Source organism: Haloferula sp. A504, from assembly GCF_044385805.1.
Taxonomy (GTDB): domain Bacteria; phylum Verrucomicrobiota; class Verrucomicrobiia; order Verrucomicrobiales; family Akkermansiaceae; genus Haloferula.
The window spans coordinates 1-21,796 of the sequence record NZ_JBISBU010000001.1 but is presented as its reverse complement, the minus strand read 5'-3'; the positions used below and the strand labels follow the sequence as shown (position 1 = coordinate 21,796).

Below are 21,796 nucleotides of genomic sequence, written 5' to 3'. Positions count from 1 at the left end.
CGCAAGCCGCCCTCGACTCATCGCTGGAAATCTCCGGTGCAAGGGGCCATGCTTCCCGCTGGATGACTTACGAGATCAAGCGCGATGCGATGATCCGCGACCAGATCCAGGCGCGCGGGATCCACGACGAGCGGGTGATCGATGCGATGCGCACCATTCCCCGCGAGTGCTTCGTGCCCGAGGAAAGCCGCGCCCTCGCCTACGAGGACCATCCGCTTCCCATCGGCAACGGACAGACCATCTCGCAGCCCTACATCGTCGCCTACATGACCCAACTGCTGCGGCTGCCGCCCGATGCCACCGTGCTGGAGATCGGCGCCGGCAGCGGTTACCAGGCCGCGGTCCTCGGCCGCATCGCAAAACACGTCTGCGCCCTCGAACGGGACGCGGAACTGGTTGAAAGAGCCGGGAAAACACTGGAACAGCTCGGTTTCACCCGAATCGACCTGCGTGAGGGCGACGGCTTCGACGGCTGGCCGGAACCGGACGTCCGCTTCGACGGTATCCTGGTCTCCTGCGCTCCCGACCACCTGCCGCAACGACCGGTCGAATCGCTGAGACCCGGGGGACGGATGGTGGTGCCGATCGGTGGGGAAAACACCATTCAGCAACTCACCCTCGTCACGCGGGATGCCGATGGCACGATTCGATCCGAAGAGGTTGCGCCGGTGCGCTTTGTCCCGATGACCTGACGCGGCCTCACCTCCCCCGCCACACCTTGCCGACGAACTTCTCCATCGCGGGAAGATGAGCGTCGATCTCCTCCACCAACCGGAACTGGGTTCGGCAGCGGTCGAGGTTGTGGTCCGGGCGCCTGGTCTTGAAATAGACGTCCCCTTCGAGGTGATCGGTCAGGAAGCGGATGCCGATCTCCAGGGTGATCAGCTTGGCCGAGAAGGCCAGCAGGGCCGCCTCTTCCTCGCGCAGGAAATCCTTCGCGCTTTCCAGGTAGCCCTCCACCAGCGCCTCGAACATCGGCATGCGCAGCGCCACCTTGGAAAGATCCCGCTCGTCCTCGGCCGCCGGACTCACCGCCGTGCGCACCAGGTCGCCGAAATCGTAGAGGACCGAACCCGGCATCACCGTGTCGAGATCGATCACACAGACCGCCTCGTCGGTCTCCTCGTCGATCATCACGTTGTTGATCTTCGTGTCGTTGTGGGTGATCCGCTGGGGAATCTCGCCCGACGCCAGCCCGTCGAGGACCCGGCCCACATCCGCCTCGTGGGACCTCACGAACTCAAGTTCCGCGGCCACCGAACCGGCCCGGCCGGATGGGTCGGCCTCGGCCACCTCCATCAGCCGCTGGTAGCGTCTCCGGGTGTCGTGGAAGGCCGGGATGGTCTCCTCGAGTTCGTCCGGCGGCAGGTCGCTCACCAGATCCTGAAACGAACCGAAGGCCCGCGCCGCCTGAAAGGCCTGCCGGGTGTTCTCGACGATGTCGTAGGTGTGGCAGCCCTCGATGCAGTTGTAGCAGCGCCAGACCCCGCCGCCCGGCCCGCTCACCCAGAAACGCCCGCCCCGGCCCGGATACAGGTTCAAGGTCTGTCCCCCGAGATCCTTCTTCACCCGCAGCACCTTCCAGTTGATGTGGCGGGTCACGCACTCGACGTTGCGCATCACCGCCAGCGGATCCTTGAAGACCTTTTCGTTGATCCGCTGGAGGATGTAGCGGTGCCGGGAGCCGTCCGCCGCTTCGAAGGTCGCGCGGTAGGTCGAATTGATGTGCCCGCTCTGGATCTCCTCGCCGGCGACGAACTCGCCCTCGATGGCGAACTGGTTCGAAATCCGGGTGATCAGGTCGAGCACCTCGGCATCGACCTGGCTGACGGGAGACGGAGAAGGAGACATGGGCGTCGGGGAAAGCGGGTGGCCTACCAGACCGGTCGCCCGGCGACAAATCCGAATTTCGCTTGGCCTGCCCAGGGTTGATCAAGCTCGGGAGGAATGGGTTGCTTGATGAAGAGGATGCAAAGGATGAACATGATGAGATGGAAAAATCTGAAGCTCCGACGGCGCGCAGATCCTCCGACGAGACGCCGGCACCCGGATAATCATCTCATTCATCCTCTCCATCAGGTCCATCATGCTCCCCAATTCCCAGCAATCCGCCTGATTCTCTCCCTGACTTGATCGCCCCTGATGGTCTGCCGGCACCCGCGTCCCACTCCAGGCCCGGGTTCGTTCTTGATCCGGACCCGCGCACCCGCGAGACCCGGGGGCATGCGGCCGGCGCGTCCCTTCAGTTTTCCGGGCATCGATCAGGATGTCGCCCGGCTCGGCCGGCTGCTGAACCTCGGCCTGAAGGCCGCCGCCTGGGCACCGACGGCACCACCGGCCGTGCTCAACCTCGCCTGCGGCAGGGCCGACGAAACCGGGGTGCTGGTCGAGACCCTCGCCCCCCGCGGCGCTCCGCTTTTCCTGCTGGGGATCGACCTGCGGGCGGCCGAGATCGAGGAAGCCCGCGCCCGCTGGGTGCCGGCCCGCGGCCCGGGACAGGATCTCGCTTTCCGCAGCGGCGACGCCTCGCGGGTCGATCGAATGCGGCAACTTCCCCGCTTCGACTTCGTCTTCATCCGCCACCAGAACTTCTGGCACGATCCCGAGGTCTGGACCCGGCTGTACCGCCACGCCCTCGGCGCGCTGAAGCCGGACGGTTGTCTCGCGATCACTTCCTACTTCGACCGCGAGCACGAACTGGCGGGCGCCTGCCTCCGGCAACTCGGCGCCACTCCGGTGGCCGACCTCCCCCACCCCGCGTCCCGGCGACTCAACGACGCCCCTGGCAAATCCGTCGACCGGCACCTCGCGATCTTCCGTCACTCCCCGTAGAGCCGATCGACCATCGCCGTGCTCTTGCGGCCCGGCAGGACGCTCAGCTCCATCTGGTTCATGGTGTAGGCGAAGCTGATGCCGTTCTCCGGATCCCCGAAAGCATGGCTGCCGCCGGCCCCCGGGTGACCGAAGGCTCCCAGTTCAGGACCGTAGAGGCCGCGGACTTTCCGCCCGCCATCATCCAGCGGGTCCATCTGGCAGCCGGCGGAAAAGGCGGTTGGCTGCATCAGCACCCGGTCCTCACCCTGGATTCGACGCGTGCCGAGCGCCGTGATCACCCGCTCACTGAACGGCCCCGGCAGCGCACCGATCGCGACCTGATAGAACTTCGCCAGCGCACTGGCGGTGCCCACGCCTCCCTTCGCCGGAAACCCCGCCTGCCACGCCTTCGGGTCGTTCATCTCGCGGACCGAGCGAAACCCCGTCGGCGACCGGAAGGCCCGGAACGACAGGCTGCCTTCGCGGGCGAACTCCTTGTAGAAAACCGACTCCGTTCCGCCCACCTTGGCCCGTCCCGGATGCAGTTCCGCCACGCGGAAATACTCGCTCTTGGGCAGCCCGATCCAGAACTCCAGCCCGAGGGGCGCGGCGACCCGTTCATTCCAGAATCGACCCAGCGGCATGCCGGTCAGGCGACGCACCGGCTCATCGACCAGCGTCCCGAAAGTCCGTGGATGATAGCCGTGTCCTTCACCCGGCAACCATGCCGGTTGCTGCGCCTCGATCGCCCCGACGATCGCCGCGTGATCCCACGCATCCGCCGGGCGGTCCAACGCGGCCAGACCACACTGGTGCGAGAGCAGCTCGCCGAAGTTCGCCTTCACCGGGAACTCCGCCCAGACTTCTCGGACCGGGGTCTCGACCCCCAGCCCGTGCTCGTCGAGCGCCAGCAGCAGCGCCGCCGCCGAGGGCCCCTTGGTCGCCGAGTAAACCGGCACCAGGGTGTCCGCGATCCACGGCCGGCGATGGTCGCGCTCGCACCAGCCGCGGCCTTCGTTGAGCAACTCGGTCCCACGCCACCACACGCTGACCGAGGCTCCGAGCTCGCCGTTGTCCCGGAAATTTTCGTGAAACTGCTCCAGCACGTCCCCCAGTGCCGCCGGCGATACTCCCATGCGCGGACCCTCCACCGTCGCGATGCGCTTGCCAACCGCGAATCACTGCGGCTTCCAGACTTCCCCGAGAGTCGCCAGATCGTCGTCGTGGCAGGCGCGCCACCGCAGCGACTCATCCATTGAAATCGCCCGTTTGAGGTGGGAGCGGGCCTGCTTGGACTCCCCGAGCACCGCGTGGTAGCAGGCAATGTTGTAGTGGAAGAGCGGATCCTCGATCAGGCTGGACGGCCCGGTCATGAGCCAATTGCGGGCGGCCGCCGTGTCGCCCGTTTCATGCAGGCAGTAGGCTGCCTGAATGAAAAACTGCGGCTCCTTGGGTTCGCGCAGGCAAAGCAGGCGGCCGGTGTCGGCCCCGGCATTCCACCGCTCGGCCTTCATCTGGGCCGCCAGCTTCAGCTCCAGCGCCTGGCGCCGCATCCGGTCGCGGGCACTCAGCGACTCCAGCTCCTGTAGAGCCTCCTCCGGAAGCCCGAGTTCGAGCCATCCAAGCGCGATTTGAAGCACGGGAGCCAGTTCCATCGGCAGGACGCTAGCACTCGTCGTGCCGCCGGGGCAATACCCCGGTCAGCGGACCGGCACGCGGGCCTCGACGAGTCGTTCGCGTTTGCCGGACCGACGGCCCACCTCCTCGCTCACCCGCTTGAGCATGGCGATCAGGTAGGCGTTGAGGAAATACTCCTTGAGCAGGAGTTCGCGGGTTTCACCGTTCTTCGTCTTTGTGGCTACCTTCATGATGATGGGAGGGGTTGATGCCCGGGAAATTCCGAACACTTGCAACATATCCGGCCCGGAGGGCGATCAAGCGATTTCGGCTCCGATCAACCGATTCGGAACTTGGAACTTCCCGCCGACCGCTTACACCAGAAGTCCGTGCCGCAGATTCCCCGAGAAACCGTCGAACAGGTGCTGGCCGCCACCGACATCGTGGACCTGATCGGCCAGTACCTCCCGGTCAAGCGGGCGGGCACGCGCTTCCAGGCCCTGTGCCCGTTTCACAACGAGAAGACCCCGTCCTTCTCCATCGATCCGGTCCGCCAGTTCTTCCACTGCTTCGGCTGCAAGAAGAGCGGTGATGCGATCAGCTTCGTCCGCGAATACGAGGGCCTGCCCTTCGCCGATGCGGTGCGGAAACTCGGCGAGCGTGCCGGGATCACCATCGTCGAGCAGGAACTCGACCCGCGCGAGGAAGCCGAGCGCCGCCGCCGCGGCCAGTTGCTCGACCTCCATCGCAAGATCACCGCCTACTACCAGAAGCTGCTGCTCGAGGCCCCCGAAGCCGAGCACGCCCGCGAGTATCTGAAAGGCCGCGGCTTTTCCCGCGAAACGGTTGAGAAATGGCGCATCGGCTGGGCACCACCGAAGCCGATGTTCATCCAGTGGGCCAGGCAGGAAGGCCTGCGCGGCCGCGACCTGGCGGATGCCGGCATCGTCAAGAAGACCGAGCGCGGCCTCTACTTCTACTTCCGCGACCGCCTGATGTTCCCCATCGCCAACGACTACGGCGACGTTATCGGGTTCTCGGGCCGTCAACTCGAGGACAACCCGCGAGAAGGCAAGTACGTCAACACGCCGGAAACGCAGCTGTTCAAGAAGTCCAACGTCCTCTTCGGCCTCGACAAGGCGCGCAAGGGGATCCTCGAACAGAAATCGGTTTTGATCTGCGAGGGCCAGATCGACGCCATCGTCTGCCACGAGCAGGGCATCCCCCACGCCATCGCCCCGCTCGGCACCGCCTTTCCCGCCCAGCACGCCCGCACGCTGCGGCGCTACACCAAGACCGCGGTGCTGTGCTATGACTCCGACACCGCCGGCAACAAGGCGGTCGAAAGCGCCTTCATGACCCTCGCCGCCGACGGCATCGCGGTGAAGGTCGTGGCGATGCCGCCGGACGAGGATCCGGATTCGTTCATCAAGGCCAACGGCGTGGATGCCTTTCGCCAACTCCTCGACCAGGCCGGCAGCTTCTTCGATTTCCGCGTGCGCCTCGCCGGCGACCTTTCCGACCCCCTCAAGCGCTCGACCTTCATCGATGAATCCGCCTCCCAACTCGCGGTCATCCAGGACGACGTCGCACGCGAGTCCCTGATCCAGCACCTCGCGACCCGCCTGCGGGTGGGCGCGCCCGACCTGCAGGGGGCCGTCACCCGCGCCCGCCGCAACGCCCGCCGTCCCCGCCCCAACCGCCATCAGGCCCGCGACGGCAAACCGAGCCCCCCCGCCGTCGAGCCGACGCCCCTCGACCGTCGCATCGGGGCGCTTTGTGCGCTTGCGCTCCAATCCCACGAGGCCCGCGACTGGCTCGGCGAGCAGTTCGAAACCCTCCACGAACTCAAGGAGCAACTCGACGGAGTCCACATCCTCCAGACCATCCTCGCCGAGCGTCCGGATCCCGCCTCACCCGCCTCGGTGAACAGTTTTCTCGCCGGTCTGGACGAAGCCGACCGCCTGGCACTGCGCGAGGAAACCGCCTTCAGCGAAGCCGCCCCGGAGGACCCGGTCGACAGCGCCACGCAGACCCTTGCCGATGCCTCGGCGCTCGCCCTCGAGAAGGAAGACGCCCGGATCAAGGCCGCGCTGAACGACCCGCAATTGGGAAACGAAGAGGCCGCGAAACTCTTCGAACGCGCCAAGGAGATCGCCGATCTCCTGGCCGGCATGCCCGCCCGGGCGCTCACCAATGATCGCTTCACCCCCCGGAGCCGACGGTCGAAAGCACAAAAACCTTGGAATAGAGCGGGTTTTCGCGACGAAAGAAAACCTTGACCGGGACAGCGGGTCCGGAAATGTTCCGCCCGCGCTACCGCCGACGGCAGTTTCGCCCCATAATGGGGGAGGTCTGTCCCGGCGTCTTCATCGACCCGCCAATGTCCTCCAAGAAAGCAAGCAAGACGGCCCGCAAGAAGGTCGCAAAATCGGCAACCCCGAAGAAGGCTGCCACGAAGGCCCCCGCGAAGAAAGCGGCCAAGAAGGCTCCGGCCAAAAAGAAGGAAGCGGCCAAGAAGGCTCCGGCCAAAAAGAAGGCCGCCCCGAAAAAGAAGGTCGTGAAGAAGGCTGCCAAGAAGGCCGCACCGGGCAAGGCCGTCAAGAAGGTCGCAAAAAAGGCGCCTGCGAAGAAAACCGCCGCGAAGAAGCCGGCGACGAAAAAGGCCACACCCGCCGCCAAAGCCGATCCAAAGGAGAAGGCAGCGCCCCCCGAAGCGACGGAGAAGGACAAAGCCGCTTCCCAAAAGGCCGGCGGCAACGATCAAGCCGACCCGAAGGCCGAGCAGGAAAACGGCGTCGCAAAGCGCCGCATCGACACCCCGGAGATCCAGGAGAAGATCCGCGAACTCATCAAGCTCGCCAAGGAGCAGGAGTATCTCACCTACGACGACATCAACGACATCCTGCCGAACGATCTCGTCGAGCCCTCCGACGTCGAGGCGATCATGCAGCAGCTCCGCGACATGGAGTTCGACATCATCGACGCCTCCGAGGTCGACCGCTTCAAGGACAAGAAGCGCGAGTCCGGCGACGATGAACCGGCCGAGACCAAGGATCAGAAGCTCGACATTCTCGACGACCCGGTCCGGATGTACCTCAAGCAAATGGGCCAGGTGCCCCTGCTCACCCGCGAGCAGGAGGTCGAGATCTCCAAGCGCATCGAGGATGCCGAGATCGAGGTCGCCAAGCAGCTCCACCTCTTCGGCTTCGTGGCCGACAGTTATCTGGAACTCGCCGACAAGCTGACGCGCGGCAAGGAGCGATTCGACCGCGTGATCCTCGACAAGAAGATCGAATCACGGGAGCGCTACATGAAGAGCCTGCCGAAGCTCTGCGACCAACTGCGCCAGCTCCACGAGGAGAACGAGACGATCTTCCGCCAACTCTCGGCCAAGGCACCCCGCGGCAAGAAGAAGCTGCAGGAAAACTTCGCCAAGAACCTGCAGACCCTCCACCGCGTCTACTCGCGCTTCTACTTCAAGCAGAAGGTCACCGAGGACTTCTGCGAGCAGGTCGAGGAATACCAGTCGAAGTTCTGGAAGTACGAACGCAAGGTGAAGTCGAGCCCGAAGAACAAGGAGTTCGAAACCAAGCTGCGCGAACTCCAGCAACGGTCCTGGCACTCGGTCGACGACTTCAACGAGACCAACAAGAACCTCCGCCACTGGCTGCGCGAGGCCCTCAAGGCCAAGACCGAGATGGTCGAGGCGAACCTGCGTCTCGTCATTTCCATCGCCAAGAAATACACCAACCGCGGCCTCTCCTTCCTCGACCTGATCCAGGAGGGCAACATGGGCCTGATGAAGGCGGTCGAGAAATTCGAGTACCGTCGCGGCTACAAGTTCTCGACCTACGCGACGTGGTGGATCCGCCAGGCCATCACCCGCTCGATCGCCGACCAGGCCCGGACCATCCGCATCCCGGTGCACATGATCGAGACCATCAACAAGCTGATGCGGGTGCAGAAGCAGCTCGTCCAGGAATACGGCCGCGAGCCGTCCCCGGAGGAGATCGCCGAGGAAATCCACCTTCCCGTCGAGCGGGTGCGCGCCGTCCTCAAGATGGCCCAGCAGCCGATCTCGCTGCAGGCACCCGTCGGCGACTCCGACGACACCTCCTTCGGTGACTTCATCGAGGACAAGGCGGCCGAGAACCCGATGGAGGAAGCCGGCTTCGCGATGCTCAAGGAGAAGATCGGCGACGTGCTGTGCACGCTGACCGAGCGCGAGCGCGAGGTGCTCGAGCAGCGTTTCGGCCTCAAGGACGGCTACAGCCGCACCCTCGAGGAGGTCGGCCGCCAGTTCCAGGTGACCCGCGAGCGGATCCGTCAGATCGAGGCCAAGGCCCTGCGGAAAATGCGCCACCCCACCCGCATCCGGAAGCTGGAAGGCTTCATCGAACTGCCGGGAATGTGAGGAGAGGAGCGCCGATTATGAGATCGGCACGCCTCATCCCCTCACCCCGCGCCACCTGCGATAGACAGCCTCCCGCCCGCGCCAATCCCCGGATGCCATGGGCGGCAGCCCAGGCTCCCTATCGAGAACTCCGGACCGCGACGACCAGGCGTGCCGGTTTCATAACCGACGCGCCTTCCCTCTCTTTTGGCACTTGGCACTTCCTACTTGGAACTTCGGGGCCATAGGCTCCCGGCATGCGCTGGCTCGAACGGATGGAAGACCGCCTGCACTGGGTGGCAATCCCCGGACTTTTCAAATACCTCGCCATGCTCGGCGTCCTGGTATCGGCCGTCTCATGGATCAACCCGGACGTCGCCTCGATCATTGCCTTCGACCGGGCAAAGATCCTCGACGGCGAATACTGGAGGTTGCTGAGCTTCGGCTTCGCGCCGATGGGCGTGTTCGGCTTCAGCGTCTTCGGCGTCCTGTTCCTGGTGTTCGCGACCTTCATCGCCTTCCTGGTGAGCGACTCGCTGGAGGAGGTCTGGGGACCGACCCGCACGACGCTCTACCTCTTGAGCGTGTGGGTGGGACTGATGATCGGGCCGATGATCCTCGACCCGCACACCTCCTTCATCGGGACCTACCTCTACCTCGCGATGTTCTTCGCCTTCGCGACCTACTTTCCCCGCTACGAATTCCGGCTCTTCGCGATTCTTCCGGTGCAGGTGCGCTGGCTCGCGTGGATCGGCTTCGGGATCATGGTGCTGTCGCTGCTGGGTCACTTGCCGCTGATCTCCGTCGTCCTCCCCACCCTTCTCCCCTACGGACTGTGGGTGCTGCCGACCTTCCTCCGGGACCGCAAGGCCCTGGCCGAGGCGGGCCTGCGCCGACGCAAGTTCCAGTCCAAGGCCCTGCCCGAAGACCAGGCCTTTCACCGCTGTGCCGAGTGCGATCGGACCGAGTTGACCGATCCCGAACTCGATTTCCGCACCATGCTCGACGGAACCGAGTATTGCGTCGAACACCTCCCGGCCGACTCTGAGCCATGAGTTCCTTCGATCCTGCCAGCATCCGCAGCGAGTTCCCGATTCTCGCCACCGAGATCAACGGGCGCCCGCTCGTGTATCTCGACAATGCGGCCACGACCCAGAAGCCGCGGCGCGTCCTCGAGGCATCGCGCCGCTACTACGAGGAACTCAATTCGAACATCCACCGTGGCACCCACCACCTCGCCCGGGCCGCCACCGAAGCCCACGAGAAGGCCCGCGAGACCGTCGCCGCCCACCTCAACGCCTCCAGCAGCGACGAGGTGATCTTCACCTCCGGCACGACCGATGGCATCAATCTCGTCGCGAACATCCTGACCGCCTCGTTTCAACCCGGGGACGAAATCCTGATCTCCACGCTCGAGCACCACTCGAACATCGTCCCGTGGCAGATGCTGTGCGAGCGCTCCGGCGCCTCACTGAAGGTCATCCCCTGCGACGACCACGGCGTGCTCGATCTCGACGCGTTCCGGGAGTTGCTCACGGAACGAACCCGGCTGCTTGCCGTCACCTGGATTTCGAATGCCTTCGGCACGATCAATCCGGTCGCCGAAATGATCGCCGCCGCCAAGGCTGCCGGCGCCCGCGTGCTGATCGATGCCGCGCAGGCGGTGCCGCACCTGCCGGTCGATGTCCAGGCACTCGGCGCCGATTTCCTCGTCTTCTCCGGACACAAGATCTTCGCCCCCACCGGGATCGGCGTCTTGTGGGGCCGGCGCGAGGTCCTCGAATCCCTGCCTCCCTGGCGCGGCGGTGGCGAGATGATCAAGGAGGTGAGCTTCGAGGGAACCACCTACAACGACCTGCCGTTCAAGTACGAGGCGGGCACCCCGAACATCGAAGGGGCCATCGCCCTCGCCGAGGCCATCGACTTCGCCAACGAACTCGGCATGGCGGCCATCCATCTCCACGAGAAGCGGCTGCTCGAAAAGGCGGCTGAGGTCGTGGGCGGCATCGAAGGCGTCCACCTCTACGGCCCCTCGGAACGCGCCGGAGCGCTCTCCTTCGCCATCGAGGGCGTGCATCACTACGACCTCGGCACCCTGATCGACCAGATGGGCGTGGCCGTCCGCACCGGCCACCACTGCTGCCAGCCGCTGATGGCCCGCTTCGGCATCACCGGCACCACCCGCGCCTCCTTCGCCGCCTACAACACGATGGAGGATGTCGAAGCCCTCGCCACCAGCGTCGAGAAGGCGGCGATGATGCTGCGGTAGCGGCACCGTGGCTGCCCCGGCCCGGGGCAGCCCGTGGTTGCGGCGGCCCGCCGCAACACTCCAATTCCGCCACAACCAAAGTTTGCATTTTTCGCAATCCCCTCTTCCCATCCCCACGACGTGAGCATCGCCGACAAACAACAGCAGGTCCTCGACGAACTCGACCTCTTCCAGGACTGGCAGGAACGCTACGAGTACGTGATCGAACTCGGAAAGAAGCTTCCCGCCATGCCCGAGGAACAGAAGACCAGTGAGAAGCTCATCAAGGGCTGCCAGTCACAGGTCTGGCTCGATGCGTCGACCGAGGACGGAACGATCCGCTACGCCGCCGACTCCGACAGCGTGATCACCAAGGGCATGATCGCCCTCTTCGTCCGCGTGCTCGACGGCGAAAGCTCCGACGACATCCTCACCGCCGACCTTTCCTTCATCGACAAGACCGGCCTCAAGGAGCACCTCGCCCCGACCCGCGCCAACGCCCTCAACCTGATGGCCACCCAGATGAAGCAGCGGGCACTGGAACTGGCGCAGGGGTAGTCCTCAATGCCCCTGCTTCAGGAAGGGCTTGAGGACGAGCAGCACCAAGGCCCCGGCGACGATCCCGAACAGCCCGTTGAACAGCGTCATCGCCACCTTTCCCCCGCCGCCCCAAGGTTCGACCAAATGCTCGATCCCGTGATGCACCGGCGGAATGCCGTGCACCAATATCTGCCCTCCGACCAGAAACATCGCCGCCGTGCCGACCACCGACAGCGTCTTCATCAGGAACGGTGCGGCCCAAAGGATCGCCCGCCCGATCGCCATCCCCTTCCGGCTCAGGTAGAGGCCGAGGTCATCGAGCTTCACGATGCCGGCCACCAGGCCATAGACGCCGACCGTCATCAGCGCGGCGATCGCGGAAAGCACCAGCGCCTGCGTCGCGAAAGGCCGCGCGGCGACCACTCCGAGCGTGATCACAATGATCTCCGCCGAGAGCACGAAGTCGGTGCGGACCGCCCCCTTGATCTTCGCTTTCTCGTCCACCTCGCCGTGCTGAAGTTCCCTCACCTTTTCCACCGCCGCCTCGACCGTCCTCTCGCGCTTGCGGACGATGTAGTGGATCAGCTTTTCGACCCCCTCGAAGCAGAGATAGGCACCGCCGATCATCAGCAAGGGCGTGACTGCCCACGATGCAAAGTGATTCAGGGCCAGCGCCGCCGGCACCAGGATCAGCTTGTTGACGAAGGATCCCCTGGCCACCGCCCACACCACCGGAAGCTCACGCTTCGCCACCACCCCGCTCACCTGTTCCGCATTCAGCGCCAGGTCATCCCCCAGCACCCCGGCGGTCTTCGAAGCCGCCTTCTTGGTCATGAGTGCGACGTCGTCGAGGATCGACGCAATGTCGTCCAACAGCATCAGCAGACTTCCTCCGGCCATGCGCGCAGCCTAGGGCTCTCCCGTCCGCCCTGAGAAGACTCAAGTTTCCGGGGAAACTCCTCAAGTCAGCAACGACTCAGTAGTCCTCTACTGTGAAGAACATGCGGTCATTGAGCGCGGAACCCGCGCCGGCGAGCGTCCGGGTGACCACGCCTCCGCTTCCAGGTATGCCCTCAAGCTTGTTGGGCATCGAATCAAGGTTCGGTCCCCAGCGGATCCGATAGCTTCTTCCCACGATGGTTTCGAAGGAGATAATCGCGCTGGAACCGGAGGATTCAAGATTGGTGATCTTCGGCGGATCCGCAGCCGCCGAACCAGCTTGGAGGATCTCGTGGGTTCGTATGATTCCACCCGCCTGGAAAGTCAGCAAGGTGCTTCGGGGGGCGCTGCTTGTATTCGCACCCACCTCATAGGTGAAGGTCTGGGGTCCATCCTGCGAGGGCAGTTCGCCACTGGTAACCCAACTGTCCCCGCTCGATGACCAGTCCCAGCTCGTGTTGCTGCCGACCGTCAGATCGAACACTCCACCCGATTCATCCACGTTCCGCTGCGTCGGGGTGACCGTCAGCTCCGAAACAAAGCCTTCCTGGGTGACAGTATGGCTCTCAAATGTGGAATAATCCGGAGTATGAAAGTAAATGGTTCCGGTTCTGGGTGTGCTACTCGAGTTCTGCTCAATAGATAACGAGAAGGTGCGGGAACCACTTTGCTGGGGAGGCTGACCGACTGCGGTGACCCATGAATCGTTGGTGAACCAATTCCATGCCGTGTTGGAAGTGACATCAATGTCGGCACCGCCACCTTCTCCACCAATCAATGACGAGAGGGACCCAAGAGTAAGAGTCGCTTGCGCTCCAGCCTGCTCAACGGTCAGAGTCTTGTTCAGTGCGCCGTGCGAGAAGTTGAAATTCATCGACCGACCGAAGACCGTCGGATTGGGATCCACCGACAGCGAGAAGGTTTGGTTCCCGGATTGCACGGCCGCCTCGCTTGGTGCCTTGCCCCAAGCCGCATCCGAAACCCAGTGCCACTCCCCATTCGAGCTGACGGAAACCACGTAGCTCGCCCCGGACGACGAGACGTTCTGAATCCGGGTCGTGTTGAGGTCCAAGGTCACCGCAGCACCCGCCTGCGTCACCCGGTGGATCCTGGTCAAAGGTCCCTGGGTGAAGGTGATGATTCCTTCACGAATCGCCGTCGTCGGATTCGCAGCCACGGAGTAGCTGAAGACTGTGTTGCCATTCTGGGAGCCCGGCTCGGAACTGGTGATCCATGAGACACTCTTGCTCCACGACCACGTTTGGTTGGAGATCACATTGAAGTTGGAGGATGCCGCCCCTCCTGAACTGAATCCACGTGCGTCCGCACTCAGCTCCAGCAATGGCGCGGAACCGGCCTGGGTGACGGTATGAACCAGCGTCAAGCCTCCCTGTGTGAAGGAAATCACTGCCGTCCGCGGATCCGTGGATGGGTTCTCTGCGACCGAGAAGACGAATTCCAGGTTGCCGGATTGGTTGGACCCGAATGCACTGGAAATCCAGGCCGCCGCCGTACTCCAAGACCACGGACCGGAACAACTGACATCGATCGCCCCGCTGCCACCCGCCGCAGTCGCCGTTGATTCCAAACGCGACAACGCCAAGGTGCCGCTTCCCGTTCCCGACACCGGCATGGTCGACCCCCCCGAGGTGGCATTGGAGTTGACGACCAGATTGCCCCCGTAGGATGCCGCATTGAAGGGCTCGAAGGTTACCCCCACCGACTGCGACTGACCACTGGGAATCGAACCCGAGTAGTTCCCGGTAAAGCCCTGCGGAAGATTCAAACCATTCACGAACAACGAGGAATTGCCGTCGTTGTGGATCGTGAAGAACTGCGTCTTCGATTGACCGATCTTCACATCGCCGAAAGCCAGATTGCCGGTCAGCCGAATGATGCGGGTCTGCGCGACCACCGCTTCGTAGGACGCGATCAATTGGACATCCCGGTACTGGCTGAAGGCATGAAGAAGAATAAACCATTCTCCACTCTGTGGATTCGTGATGGTGATTGTCTCGGAATTCCCGCTGCTGATCGAACGTTGGGTGTAGCTGGAAATAGTCGGTTCCGATCCACGCCGGACATACAGATCGACGTCGCCGATACCTCCTGAAGTGGAAACCGTGAGGCGGGTTTGGCCAGAAGGTACGGTGATTTTAAAAAACTGCTCTGAACCCAACAGTCCATTCAATCCGTTGACCGGGATGCCGTTGGAAAGCGGATAGACAGAATTAACGCCACTTCCGGAGATCGAGGCGATCGAAACACCTGATGTCTTGTTGGAATTCACACTCAGATTCCCCGCATAGACGATGTCATCCACAGGTGCGAAGGTGATTGTCACTGCTTGACTTCCTCCAGGCGCGATGTTGCCTGACCATGATCCCGAGAAACCTGTCGGAAGGTTGATCGAACTCACCGACAACGGAGCATTGCCGTCATTATGAATCCGCAATTCCCGGTCACTGGTTGAAAAGGTCGAAACCTGCCCGAAGGACAAACTTCCACTGAGTCGGATGATCCGGGTTGTCACCACGGGAGCCTGATAGCTTGCCACCAGGGAGACTCCCGAATAACTTGAATAGCCACGCAGCATCACGTACCAATCTCCAGCTGCGGGATTGTTGATGGTGACGGTTTCATCGTTTCCGCCCAAGTAAGGTCGATGGTCCCAATCGCTGGTAGTTGGAATTGATCCATAACGCACATACAAGTCGCAGTCACCACTTCCTCCCGAGATCTCGAACGACAGGGATTCCTGGCCAGGGGGAACGCTGAAGCGATACACTCGCTCAGAACCTCCGTCCCCCGAGAGCCCCGTCACTGGGACGCCATTGTTCAGATTGGTGACCCCCACGACTCCCGAACCCGTTGCCAGTCGGGTATTCGTTCCGGATGTCTTGTCCGAGAATACCGTCACATTCCCGCTGTATGCCCCCCCGGTCGAAGGAGCGAAGGTGACAGTTCTGTTGATCGAGCCACCCGGCGGAATGACCGCACCCGATGTACTCCCCGAAAAGCCGGTCGGGTAGCTGATGGAGGAAATACTCAGGTCGTCGTTGCCGAGATTTCTGATAAGCAAGTTCCGAAACGCACTCTGACCAGTTGTCACATTCCCAAAGGAGAGACTTCCCGACAGGTCAATCACACGGGTTTGTGCAGAAGCGGTGGCGCTGCCCGTGAGTATCAGGGAATAGGCCTGTTGCCCTCCGGAAAAACTACCGTTCGCACGAACCTCCACCGTGAACGTCCCAGGCGTCCCCGGATTCTGAATCAGAACCTGCTCGACATTATCGACGCTGTTGACACCCGTCGTCGCCGTCTGGCTGAGCGACGACTGGCTCCACGAGCCCACATGGGGCATCACGAAAGGATAGTACTGGGTTGAATTCGGCGCGATGACTTTAAGATCCAGATCATTTACGAGTGCCTTGCTCCGGTTGTCCCCGCCCGATTTCTCGGTGCCCGCCGGATCGTGCCACACCAGTGTGGCGCGGATCGCACCCACACCATCCCATTGGAAGGTGTGCACCTTGACAGCGTTTGAGCCGACCTGGCTCTCAATGATCTTCGGGCTCCCGGAGCTCGAAGCGTGCTGATCGATCACTTCGGCTGCTGCCTTTCCGTTGACCAGCCCCCAGCCATTCTGATAGTCGGGCCCGGGTCGCCCCAAATCGTCCGCCGTGTGAATCAGCAAAGCCTTGAGCGTGCTGGCCCGCATCTGCTGACCCGGGAAACGCTTCTGATAGTAATCTGTCAGAAGCATGGCGGTTCCCGCCACATTCGGAGTCGCCATGCTCGTTCCGCCGTAGCTTGAATAGGCACTGTCGCTCGTTGCGACCGGCGAATAGACGCCAACTCCATTTCCCACCACATCTGGCTTGATCCGTCCATCGTCCGCAGGCCCCCAGGAACTAAAGGACGACATTGATGCTGCCCCCACCGAACGACTGGAGCCCGAAACCGCATCATCGACCGCTCCCACCGTAAGAACATTCTTGGAAAGGCCCATCCCCTCGATCAGATCATAACCTCCCTTGTAGATGCCGTCCCCCTTGGGACTGCTGCTGCTCATGGTGAAAGTTCCGCCTGTGCTCCTAACTTGCACGATACTCCCATTGGACGGGTTGTTGTTGCGGTCGTTCCCGGCGGCCTTGCAGATGAGCGTGTAAGGAAGACTCTGGGCGTAGCTGTCCCAACTGCGACTAGAGTCCGAGTAGCGACCAAACTCCGGATCAACCGACGAACTACTCGTCCCTGAACCATACCAGGTCCAGCCGTTGTTCCAACTATACCCGCGGATGAAGCCGTAGGAATGGTTGGAAACAAGGACCCTTGAGGACTGCAGAGGTGTGGCGGCCCCCGCAGAAGCAAACTCCGACCCGTCGCTGTTCCAGTCATAGGAATGGATCCGCACGGCCGGTGCCATACCTTTTGCACTGCTCACCGTCCCGCTGGCACCTATGGTCCCGGCCACGTGTGTCGCGTGATTGCTGAAGGTCGGGCTGCTGTCCTGAATCGACACCCTGGAACCGAACTCCTGATGGCTGTTCCGCACCCTCGCCTCATCCCAGACGCCTACGCGGAGACTCCCACCCGTCACGCTGAAGGGGCTGACCCTCAGGGCCGCAGCATTCGTCGAGATTGCAGCGTCTTGATTGTTCGTCGCACGATACTGGGGGCGATCCTCCACAAAGTCAAAAAGCTCGGCCTTGGACCCATCCTCTCTTGGAATGATGATCGGGATACTCATCCGCCGTGCCTTGGCCCTCGCCCAATCCAACCGGGCATCTTCCAGAGCCCGAATCTTCGCCACCGCCGCAGCGCGCTGTTTCTCATCCGCCATGTCCACGCCCTCGAGGATCGCCGCAATGTCACCCTCGGGGCGGGGTTCTGGAGCCGGATCCCTGCGCACCGCTCCAACGCGCTGCTTGCCGTCTAAGTCTCCTCGCCGCCCCCCATTGGAAACGGTCGTCGTTCCCGCCGAGGTCCGTCCCCACGCATGGTCTCCACGAAAACCCCGATCCCGCGGGCGCTCTTCTTTTTCTGACTCCCGACCCGCCTCACCTCTCCCATTGCCCGCCTCCCCGGCAGCCAGTCCCGCAGGGGATCGACTCTGCGCCGCCTCGCGCTGCGACACCATTACCGTCGACCCCGAACCCCGCTCATCCTGGCCCCGCCAGTTGCGGCCCCATGCAAGGATGAGAATCACGATTACCGACCCACCAAGCCCCAGCATCCAAAGGAGCTTCGAGCGACGGCCATTCCGGTCTGGACCAAAGAAATCCCTCATCCCCTGATAGTGGTTGGTATTTTCTTGTCGCGATGGGGCTCACAAGCGCATCGGTCGGGCCAGTCAATCGCCGGGCCCCGCCTCAATCAGGACCCATCGACTTTCTGAAATAGCACCGTTTTGCTGACCTCAAGCTCATACTTCCTCGTGACGTCAAAGCCAAACCCGCTCCTCAAGCGTTCCGCGACTTCCGTCGCTTTTCCCTCGCCGCCAGCTTCGGCTGACAAGCGGGCGTAGTCCTCACGCAGCTTCTGAAGGAGTTCGTAGGCTTCGATGGAATCCAACTCCATCACCTTGGAGCGGGTCACCTCTGCCCCTTCGCCACTCCCGGCATCACTCACCTCGTAGAGGGTACTCCTCACAGGCATCATCAGGTGATCCCCCCCGGGCTTGAAACCGTAGGTCTCGAGGAGAATCTCCTGATTCCTGCGGTAGGTTTCCTGGGTCGGCACGCCTTCCTTCGCTTCACCTCCCTCCGGCTCGCCTTTTCCATCTTCCTTGACCAGGCGCTCGCCCTGTTCCCGGACAAATCTCACCGCCGCCATGAACCTGTGGTTCGCCGCGACGCCATCGATGATGGAAACCATCTGATATGCGCCATCGTCCCTGACGAGACGGTGGGGAATGGCTACAATATTGCCCAGACCCACCACGCGAGGCGATGTATCCGTCCCAAGTTGGGCCTCAGACGACTGCGTCTCCTTGCTGCACCCCGGGAGGTGGATCCCGAGGCTCACAACAAGGATAATTCGAATGGAGAAGCGCATGGCAGGCTGAATCAGAAGGATACCACCCCGCCGATTCCGAAGTTGTGGGCAGCGTCCGCATCAGAGAAAAACTCACCGAGGTAGTGGATGCCGACCTTGGCATTTGGTGCGACCTCAAAACTACCTCCGACGCCGAACAGGAATGCCTCGTCGCCGATGCCTGGGGCCGTAACCCTCATCGGCCGGGCAGCCGCTCCACCAGCAACGAAACTCGCACCCACGGCATCCTCATCATCCAGAAGATCCATGGTGTATCCAAGTGATCCATAGACACTGAGCTTCTCCGTGATGTCATACTCGACCAGCAATTCCAAATCCAAGAGTAGGGCCTCGATGTCCTGAGCCTGGACAGACAGCGGAATGCCTGCACCGCGCTCGCTGAAAGCATCAACCTCACCATTGGCGTAGGTCAAACGGGCCCCGGGAATGACGCGCAGCGGACCGGAAGAATAAGCGACACCCGAAATCCCACCACCGATCTGGAACACATCCGAGCCAATCCCATTCGCCTGCACGGCTCCACCGAAGCTCTGGCGGGTGACGTCGTGCTCATACATGCCGTAGGCTACATGGGCCGTCGCCCGCAGCGACGACTCCGGATCGATGAGGTAACCTCCGAAGGCTCCAAGCATGAAGCCCTGGGAATCGGCATCGATCAGTGCACCTGAAACGGTTCCAGTGTCCACACCAAGCAGCATTCCGACCTCCCACTGCGGTGCCACCTCATAGCGGACACCACCCGTCAGCCCGAAGGTCTCCACAGTGTAGCTGGCGTTGTTCGCGAGCGACTGTGCTCCGGCCGTCGACCCCCAGAGCTGGGCAAAGACATCGATGTGATCCCCCCGATGGATGGACTGCGCGCGCTCCCCATTGCGGACATGATTCCGCAGATTCTCCTCGGAGTAATCGGCAAGACCCCGGTGAACCTCGGGCGAAAGCTGGTTGACGACCGATGTCACAATTCCTCCCGGCTGAATGGCGTCATTGGTCGCATCACGCATCAACCCTCCCTCCAAGGTCGGGTCGAGCTGTCCCGGCAGCAACTGATGTCGTATCTCACCAGTAGCCGGATCAATTGTCGTCACGACGTTCTGGAAACCTGGATCTCGCGTATCTTCTACCAACGCAAAGAACACCTCGGTCTGATTCTCATTCAGATTTTGATACGCCTTGCTGAATTTAGCCCCCTCGTCTGCAAGGTCGAACTGAATCACGCCTGTTGACGGATCGAAGCTGTAGGAAAGGACGTTTGTTGCAAAGTCCAAGTCAGGCGCTAAAGCTCCGCTGCCACTCACAGCGTTAACTATTTGAATCGAGGAGCCGCCATCAGGTGCATCGGGGCCGACAAGATTAAGATCCAAATTACCCGCATACGTTGCAACACCATTGACATTAAGTAAGTCTGCTCCGAGCGCGCCGCCCGGATTGGAGACATCAATGCGAAGAGTGCCTGCGGGAGAGTTTGTGAAGTCTCCATCAATCGTGAGTGTTCCTAATACGCCGTCTCCACCAGGAGAAACGATTCCCGAATTATTGAGTCCCCCTACAACCGTCCCCGTCCCCTGCAGAACCGAGTAGGTCAGACCTCCACCGTTTTGAAGACTCGCGCCCCCCGCCAGATTGATAATGGAAGCGGCCTGCCCCAGTTGCCCACCAGCAATGACGGAAAGAGTGCCGGTATTGATGTTGATAGTGTCTGCATTGGAGGTACCTCGGAGAGTCACCGCTCCATCGCTGTTGAGAATTCCCATCCCCAGCGTGGTTGGAGCCGCGATTTCCGATCCACCCGATAGATCGTAGGTGGTCGCCGTGAGCGTTCCTGTTCCATTCACGAGCCCGCCGTCGTTGTTCAGGACACCGATGGTGTCGGTTGTGTTCACCGTCAATGTTCCCTGGTTCGTCACCGTGGCGGTGTCCCCGAGGTCTCCGTTATCGACAAGGGTCGATGCCGGCTGAATCGCAACCGTGTCATTCGTGGACACACCTCCCAGAGTGAGGGTACCCGTCTGAACCGTCAGCGCGCCACCGCCAATGCTGCCAGTCACCTGAACCGTCCCATTGCTGGTCGTGGTGCCCGAAAGCTTGCCTGTCACACTGGAATTATTGTTCAGGTTGGCCGTGGTGGCAGTCAGGGTGCCCGCTCCGCTGAGGAGGCCACCATTTGATGTGTAGACCGCCACGGTATCAGCGACATCAACGTCGAGGGTTCCCTGATTCACCACGAGTGCACCACCGGACAGTCCCCCGTTCTGGTTGTCGAGCGTCGCGCCTCCAATGATAAAGACAGGACTATTGGTCGATGTCCCAGCGAGAGCCAGAGTCCCGGTCTGCACGGTCAGGCTTCCCCCACCGATGGTGCCAGTCACGCCCACCGTTCCGTTGCTGGTGATGTTCCCCAAGAGATTGCCTCCCACGCTCGAGCCGTCATTCAGAGAAGCACCATTGGTCGCGGTGAGAATTCCTGCTCCTCCCAGTGTCCCACCAGTCGAAGAGTAGGTAAGGACGGTTTCCGGACCATTCACGTTCAGGGTGCCGTTGGTGTTATCGACCGCGATGCTGTCGATTAGATTGTTGCCAGTAAGCTCCACCGTGTTGCTCCCGACATTGAAGAACTCCGCATCAAGCATGTCGGTCGTCAGGGTCAAGTCACCCGTGATGTTGATTGTATCAATGCCGCCCTGACCGAAGAAATCCAAGCCGCCCGCTTGGGTTGCACCCAGGTTCAGGATGTCGTTCTGGTCACCTGCATTGATGGTATCCACGCCGACAAAAGCAATTCCGTTCGCGGTTCCAGCCTGATCTCCAGTATAGCTGAAAACATCAGCACCCGCAGTTCCATCCAGGATTCCACTCCCTGCACTGAACGACTCGATGTTGCTAAGTGTCACTCCATTCGTCGCAATCTGGTTGGCGACGCTGGTCAATGCCACATCAGCATTGGTCACCACCTGATCATTTCCGCCCGCCGCGTCCACCGTCGTCACATCGCTGAAGGAAATCCCACCCGCGTTGCCGGTGTTTGCTCCGGTCAGGTTGAAGGTATCATCGCCGCCGCTGCCGTTGAGCACGCCGTTGGTCGTCCCCAGGATCTCAAGGTTCGACACCGTCACCCCGTTGCTCAACGCCTCGCCGGCCGTCCCGGTCAGCTCCGTGTCCGCATTCGTGTTCAGCGTGTCGCTGCC

Annotated in this window: 15 protein-coding genes; 7 read left to right on the top strand and 8 right to left on the bottom strand. The window is 62.1% G+C overall.

The genetic code is table 11. The annotated features are described in order from the left end of the window. Positions 1-62 precede the first annotated feature (62 nt). Positions 63-692 carry a protein-L-isoaspartate(D-aspartate) O-methyltransferase gene (locus ACG2LG_RS00075; RefSeq protein ID WP_396255244.1) on the top strand — a complete coding sequence of 210 codons (630 nt, stop codon included), beginning with the start codon at positions 63-65 and terminating at the stop codon, positions 690-692. A 7-nt stretch (positions 693-699) separates the two neighbouring features. Here the strand turns inward: ACG2LG_RS00075 and ACG2LG_RS00070 are convergent, their stop codons facing one another. After that, a complete protein-coding gene (locus ACG2LG_RS00070; RefSeq protein ID WP_396255242.1) occupies positions 700-1,851 on the bottom strand; it encodes a phosphotransferase enzyme family protein in 1,152 nt (383 codons plus the stop codon). A 372-nt stretch (positions 1,852-2,223) separates the two neighbouring features. On the opposite strand from ACG2LG_RS00070, the gene ACG2LG_RS00065 reads away from it, so the two are divergent. Further along, positions 2,224-2,832: a class I SAM-dependent methyltransferase gene (locus tag ACG2LG_RS00065; RefSeq protein ID WP_396255241.1), complete on the top strand. Its 609-nt coding sequence runs from the start codon at positions 2,224-2,226 to the stop codon at positions 2,830-2,832. Here the strand turns inward: ACG2LG_RS00065 and ACG2LG_RS00060 are convergent. From ACG2LG_RS00060 to ACG2LG_RS00050, 3 genes are read right to left on the bottom strand one after another with little or no spacing between them, the layout of a single operon-like run. Continuing rightward, complete coding sequence (locus tag ACG2LG_RS00060; RefSeq protein WP_396255239.1) at positions 2,820-3,950, bottom strand: serine hydrolase domain-containing protein; 1,131 nt, start codon at positions 3,948-3,950, stop codon at positions 2,820-2,822. The two genes, ACG2LG_RS00065 and ACG2LG_RS00060, sit on opposite strands and share 13 nt — an antisense overlap. 42 nt (positions 3,951-3,992) lie before the next feature. Next, positions 3,993-4,469 carry a tetratricopeptide repeat protein gene (locus ACG2LG_RS00055; protein ID WP_396255238.1) on the bottom strand — a complete coding sequence of 159 codons (477 nt, stop codon included), beginning with the start codon at positions 4,467-4,469 and terminating at the stop codon, positions 3,993-3,995. 45 nt (positions 4,470-4,514) lie between these two features. Then, entirely contained in the window at positions 4,515-4,682 is a 168-nt protein-coding gene (locus tag ACG2LG_RS00050) for a hypothetical protein (RefSeq protein ID WP_396255237.1), read from the bottom strand. 102 nt (positions 4,683-4,784) lie between these two features. Between ACG2LG_RS00050 and dnaG the strand changes: the two genes are divergently transcribed. The 5 genes from dnaG to ACG2LG_RS00025 all read left to right on the top strand — a co-directional run bounded on the left by dnaG (position 4,785) and on the right by ACG2LG_RS00025 (position 11,633). Next, complete coding sequence (gene dnaG, locus ACG2LG_RS00045) at positions 4,785-6,713, top strand: DNA primase (RefSeq protein WP_396255236.1); 1,929 nt, start codon at positions 4,785-4,787, stop codon at positions 6,711-6,713. A 101-nt stretch (positions 6,714-6,814) separates the two neighbouring features. Beyond that, entirely contained in the window at positions 6,815-8,848 is a 2,034-nt protein-coding gene (rpoD, locus tag ACG2LG_RS00040) for an RNA polymerase sigma factor RpoD (RefSeq protein ID WP_396255234.1), read from the top strand. 236 nt (positions 8,849-9,084) lie between these two features. Then, positions 9,085-9,882: a hypothetical protein gene (locus ACG2LG_RS00035; RefSeq protein WP_396255232.1), complete on the top strand. Its 798-nt coding sequence runs from the start codon at positions 9,085-9,087 to the stop codon at positions 9,880-9,882. Continuing rightward, the gene (locus ACG2LG_RS00030) at positions 9,879-11,096 is read left to right on the top strand and encodes an aminotransferase class V-fold PLP-dependent enzyme (RefSeq protein WP_396255230.1); all 1,218 of its coding nucleotides are present in this window, start codon (positions 9,879-9,881) and stop codon (positions 11,094-11,096) included. Before ACG2LG_RS00035 ends, ACG2LG_RS00030 begins: the two co-directional genes overlap by 4 nt. 120 nt (positions 11,097-11,216) lie before the next feature. After that, positions 11,217-11,633, top strand: coding sequence for a SufE family protein (locus ACG2LG_RS00025; RefSeq protein WP_396255229.1), 417 nt, complete (start codon positions 11,217-11,219; stop codon positions 11,631-11,633). 3 nt (positions 11,634-11,636) lie between these two features. On the opposite strand, the gene ACG2LG_RS00020 is transcribed toward ACG2LG_RS00025, so the two are convergent. The 4 genes from ACG2LG_RS00020 to ACG2LG_RS00005 form a co-directional block, all read right to left on the bottom strand. Further along, positions 11,637-12,515, bottom strand: a complete 879-nt coding sequence (locus ACG2LG_RS00020) for a DUF808 domain-containing protein (RefSeq protein WP_396255227.1) — start codon at positions 12,513-12,515, stop codon at positions 11,637-11,639. Positions 12,516-12,591: 76 nt separating this feature from the next. Next, a complete protein-coding gene (locus tag ACG2LG_RS00015) occupies positions 12,592-17,766 on the bottom strand; it encodes a S8 family serine peptidase (RefSeq protein WP_396255225.1) in 5,175 nt (1,724 codons plus the stop codon). A gap of 167 nt (positions 17,767-17,933) precedes the next feature. Beyond that, the gene (locus tag ACG2LG_RS00010) at positions 17,934-18,614 is read right to left on the bottom strand and encodes a hypothetical protein (protein ID WP_396255224.1); all 681 of its coding nucleotides are present in this window, start codon (positions 18,612-18,614) and stop codon (positions 17,934-17,936) included. A gap of 11 nt (positions 18,615-18,625) precedes the next feature. After that, the gene (locus ACG2LG_RS00005) at positions 18,626-21,718 is read right to left on the bottom strand and encodes an autotransporter domain-containing protein (protein ID WP_396255223.1); all 3,093 of its coding nucleotides are present in this window, start codon (positions 21,716-21,718) and stop codon (positions 18,626-18,628) included. Positions 21,719-21,796 lie beyond the last annotated feature (78 nt).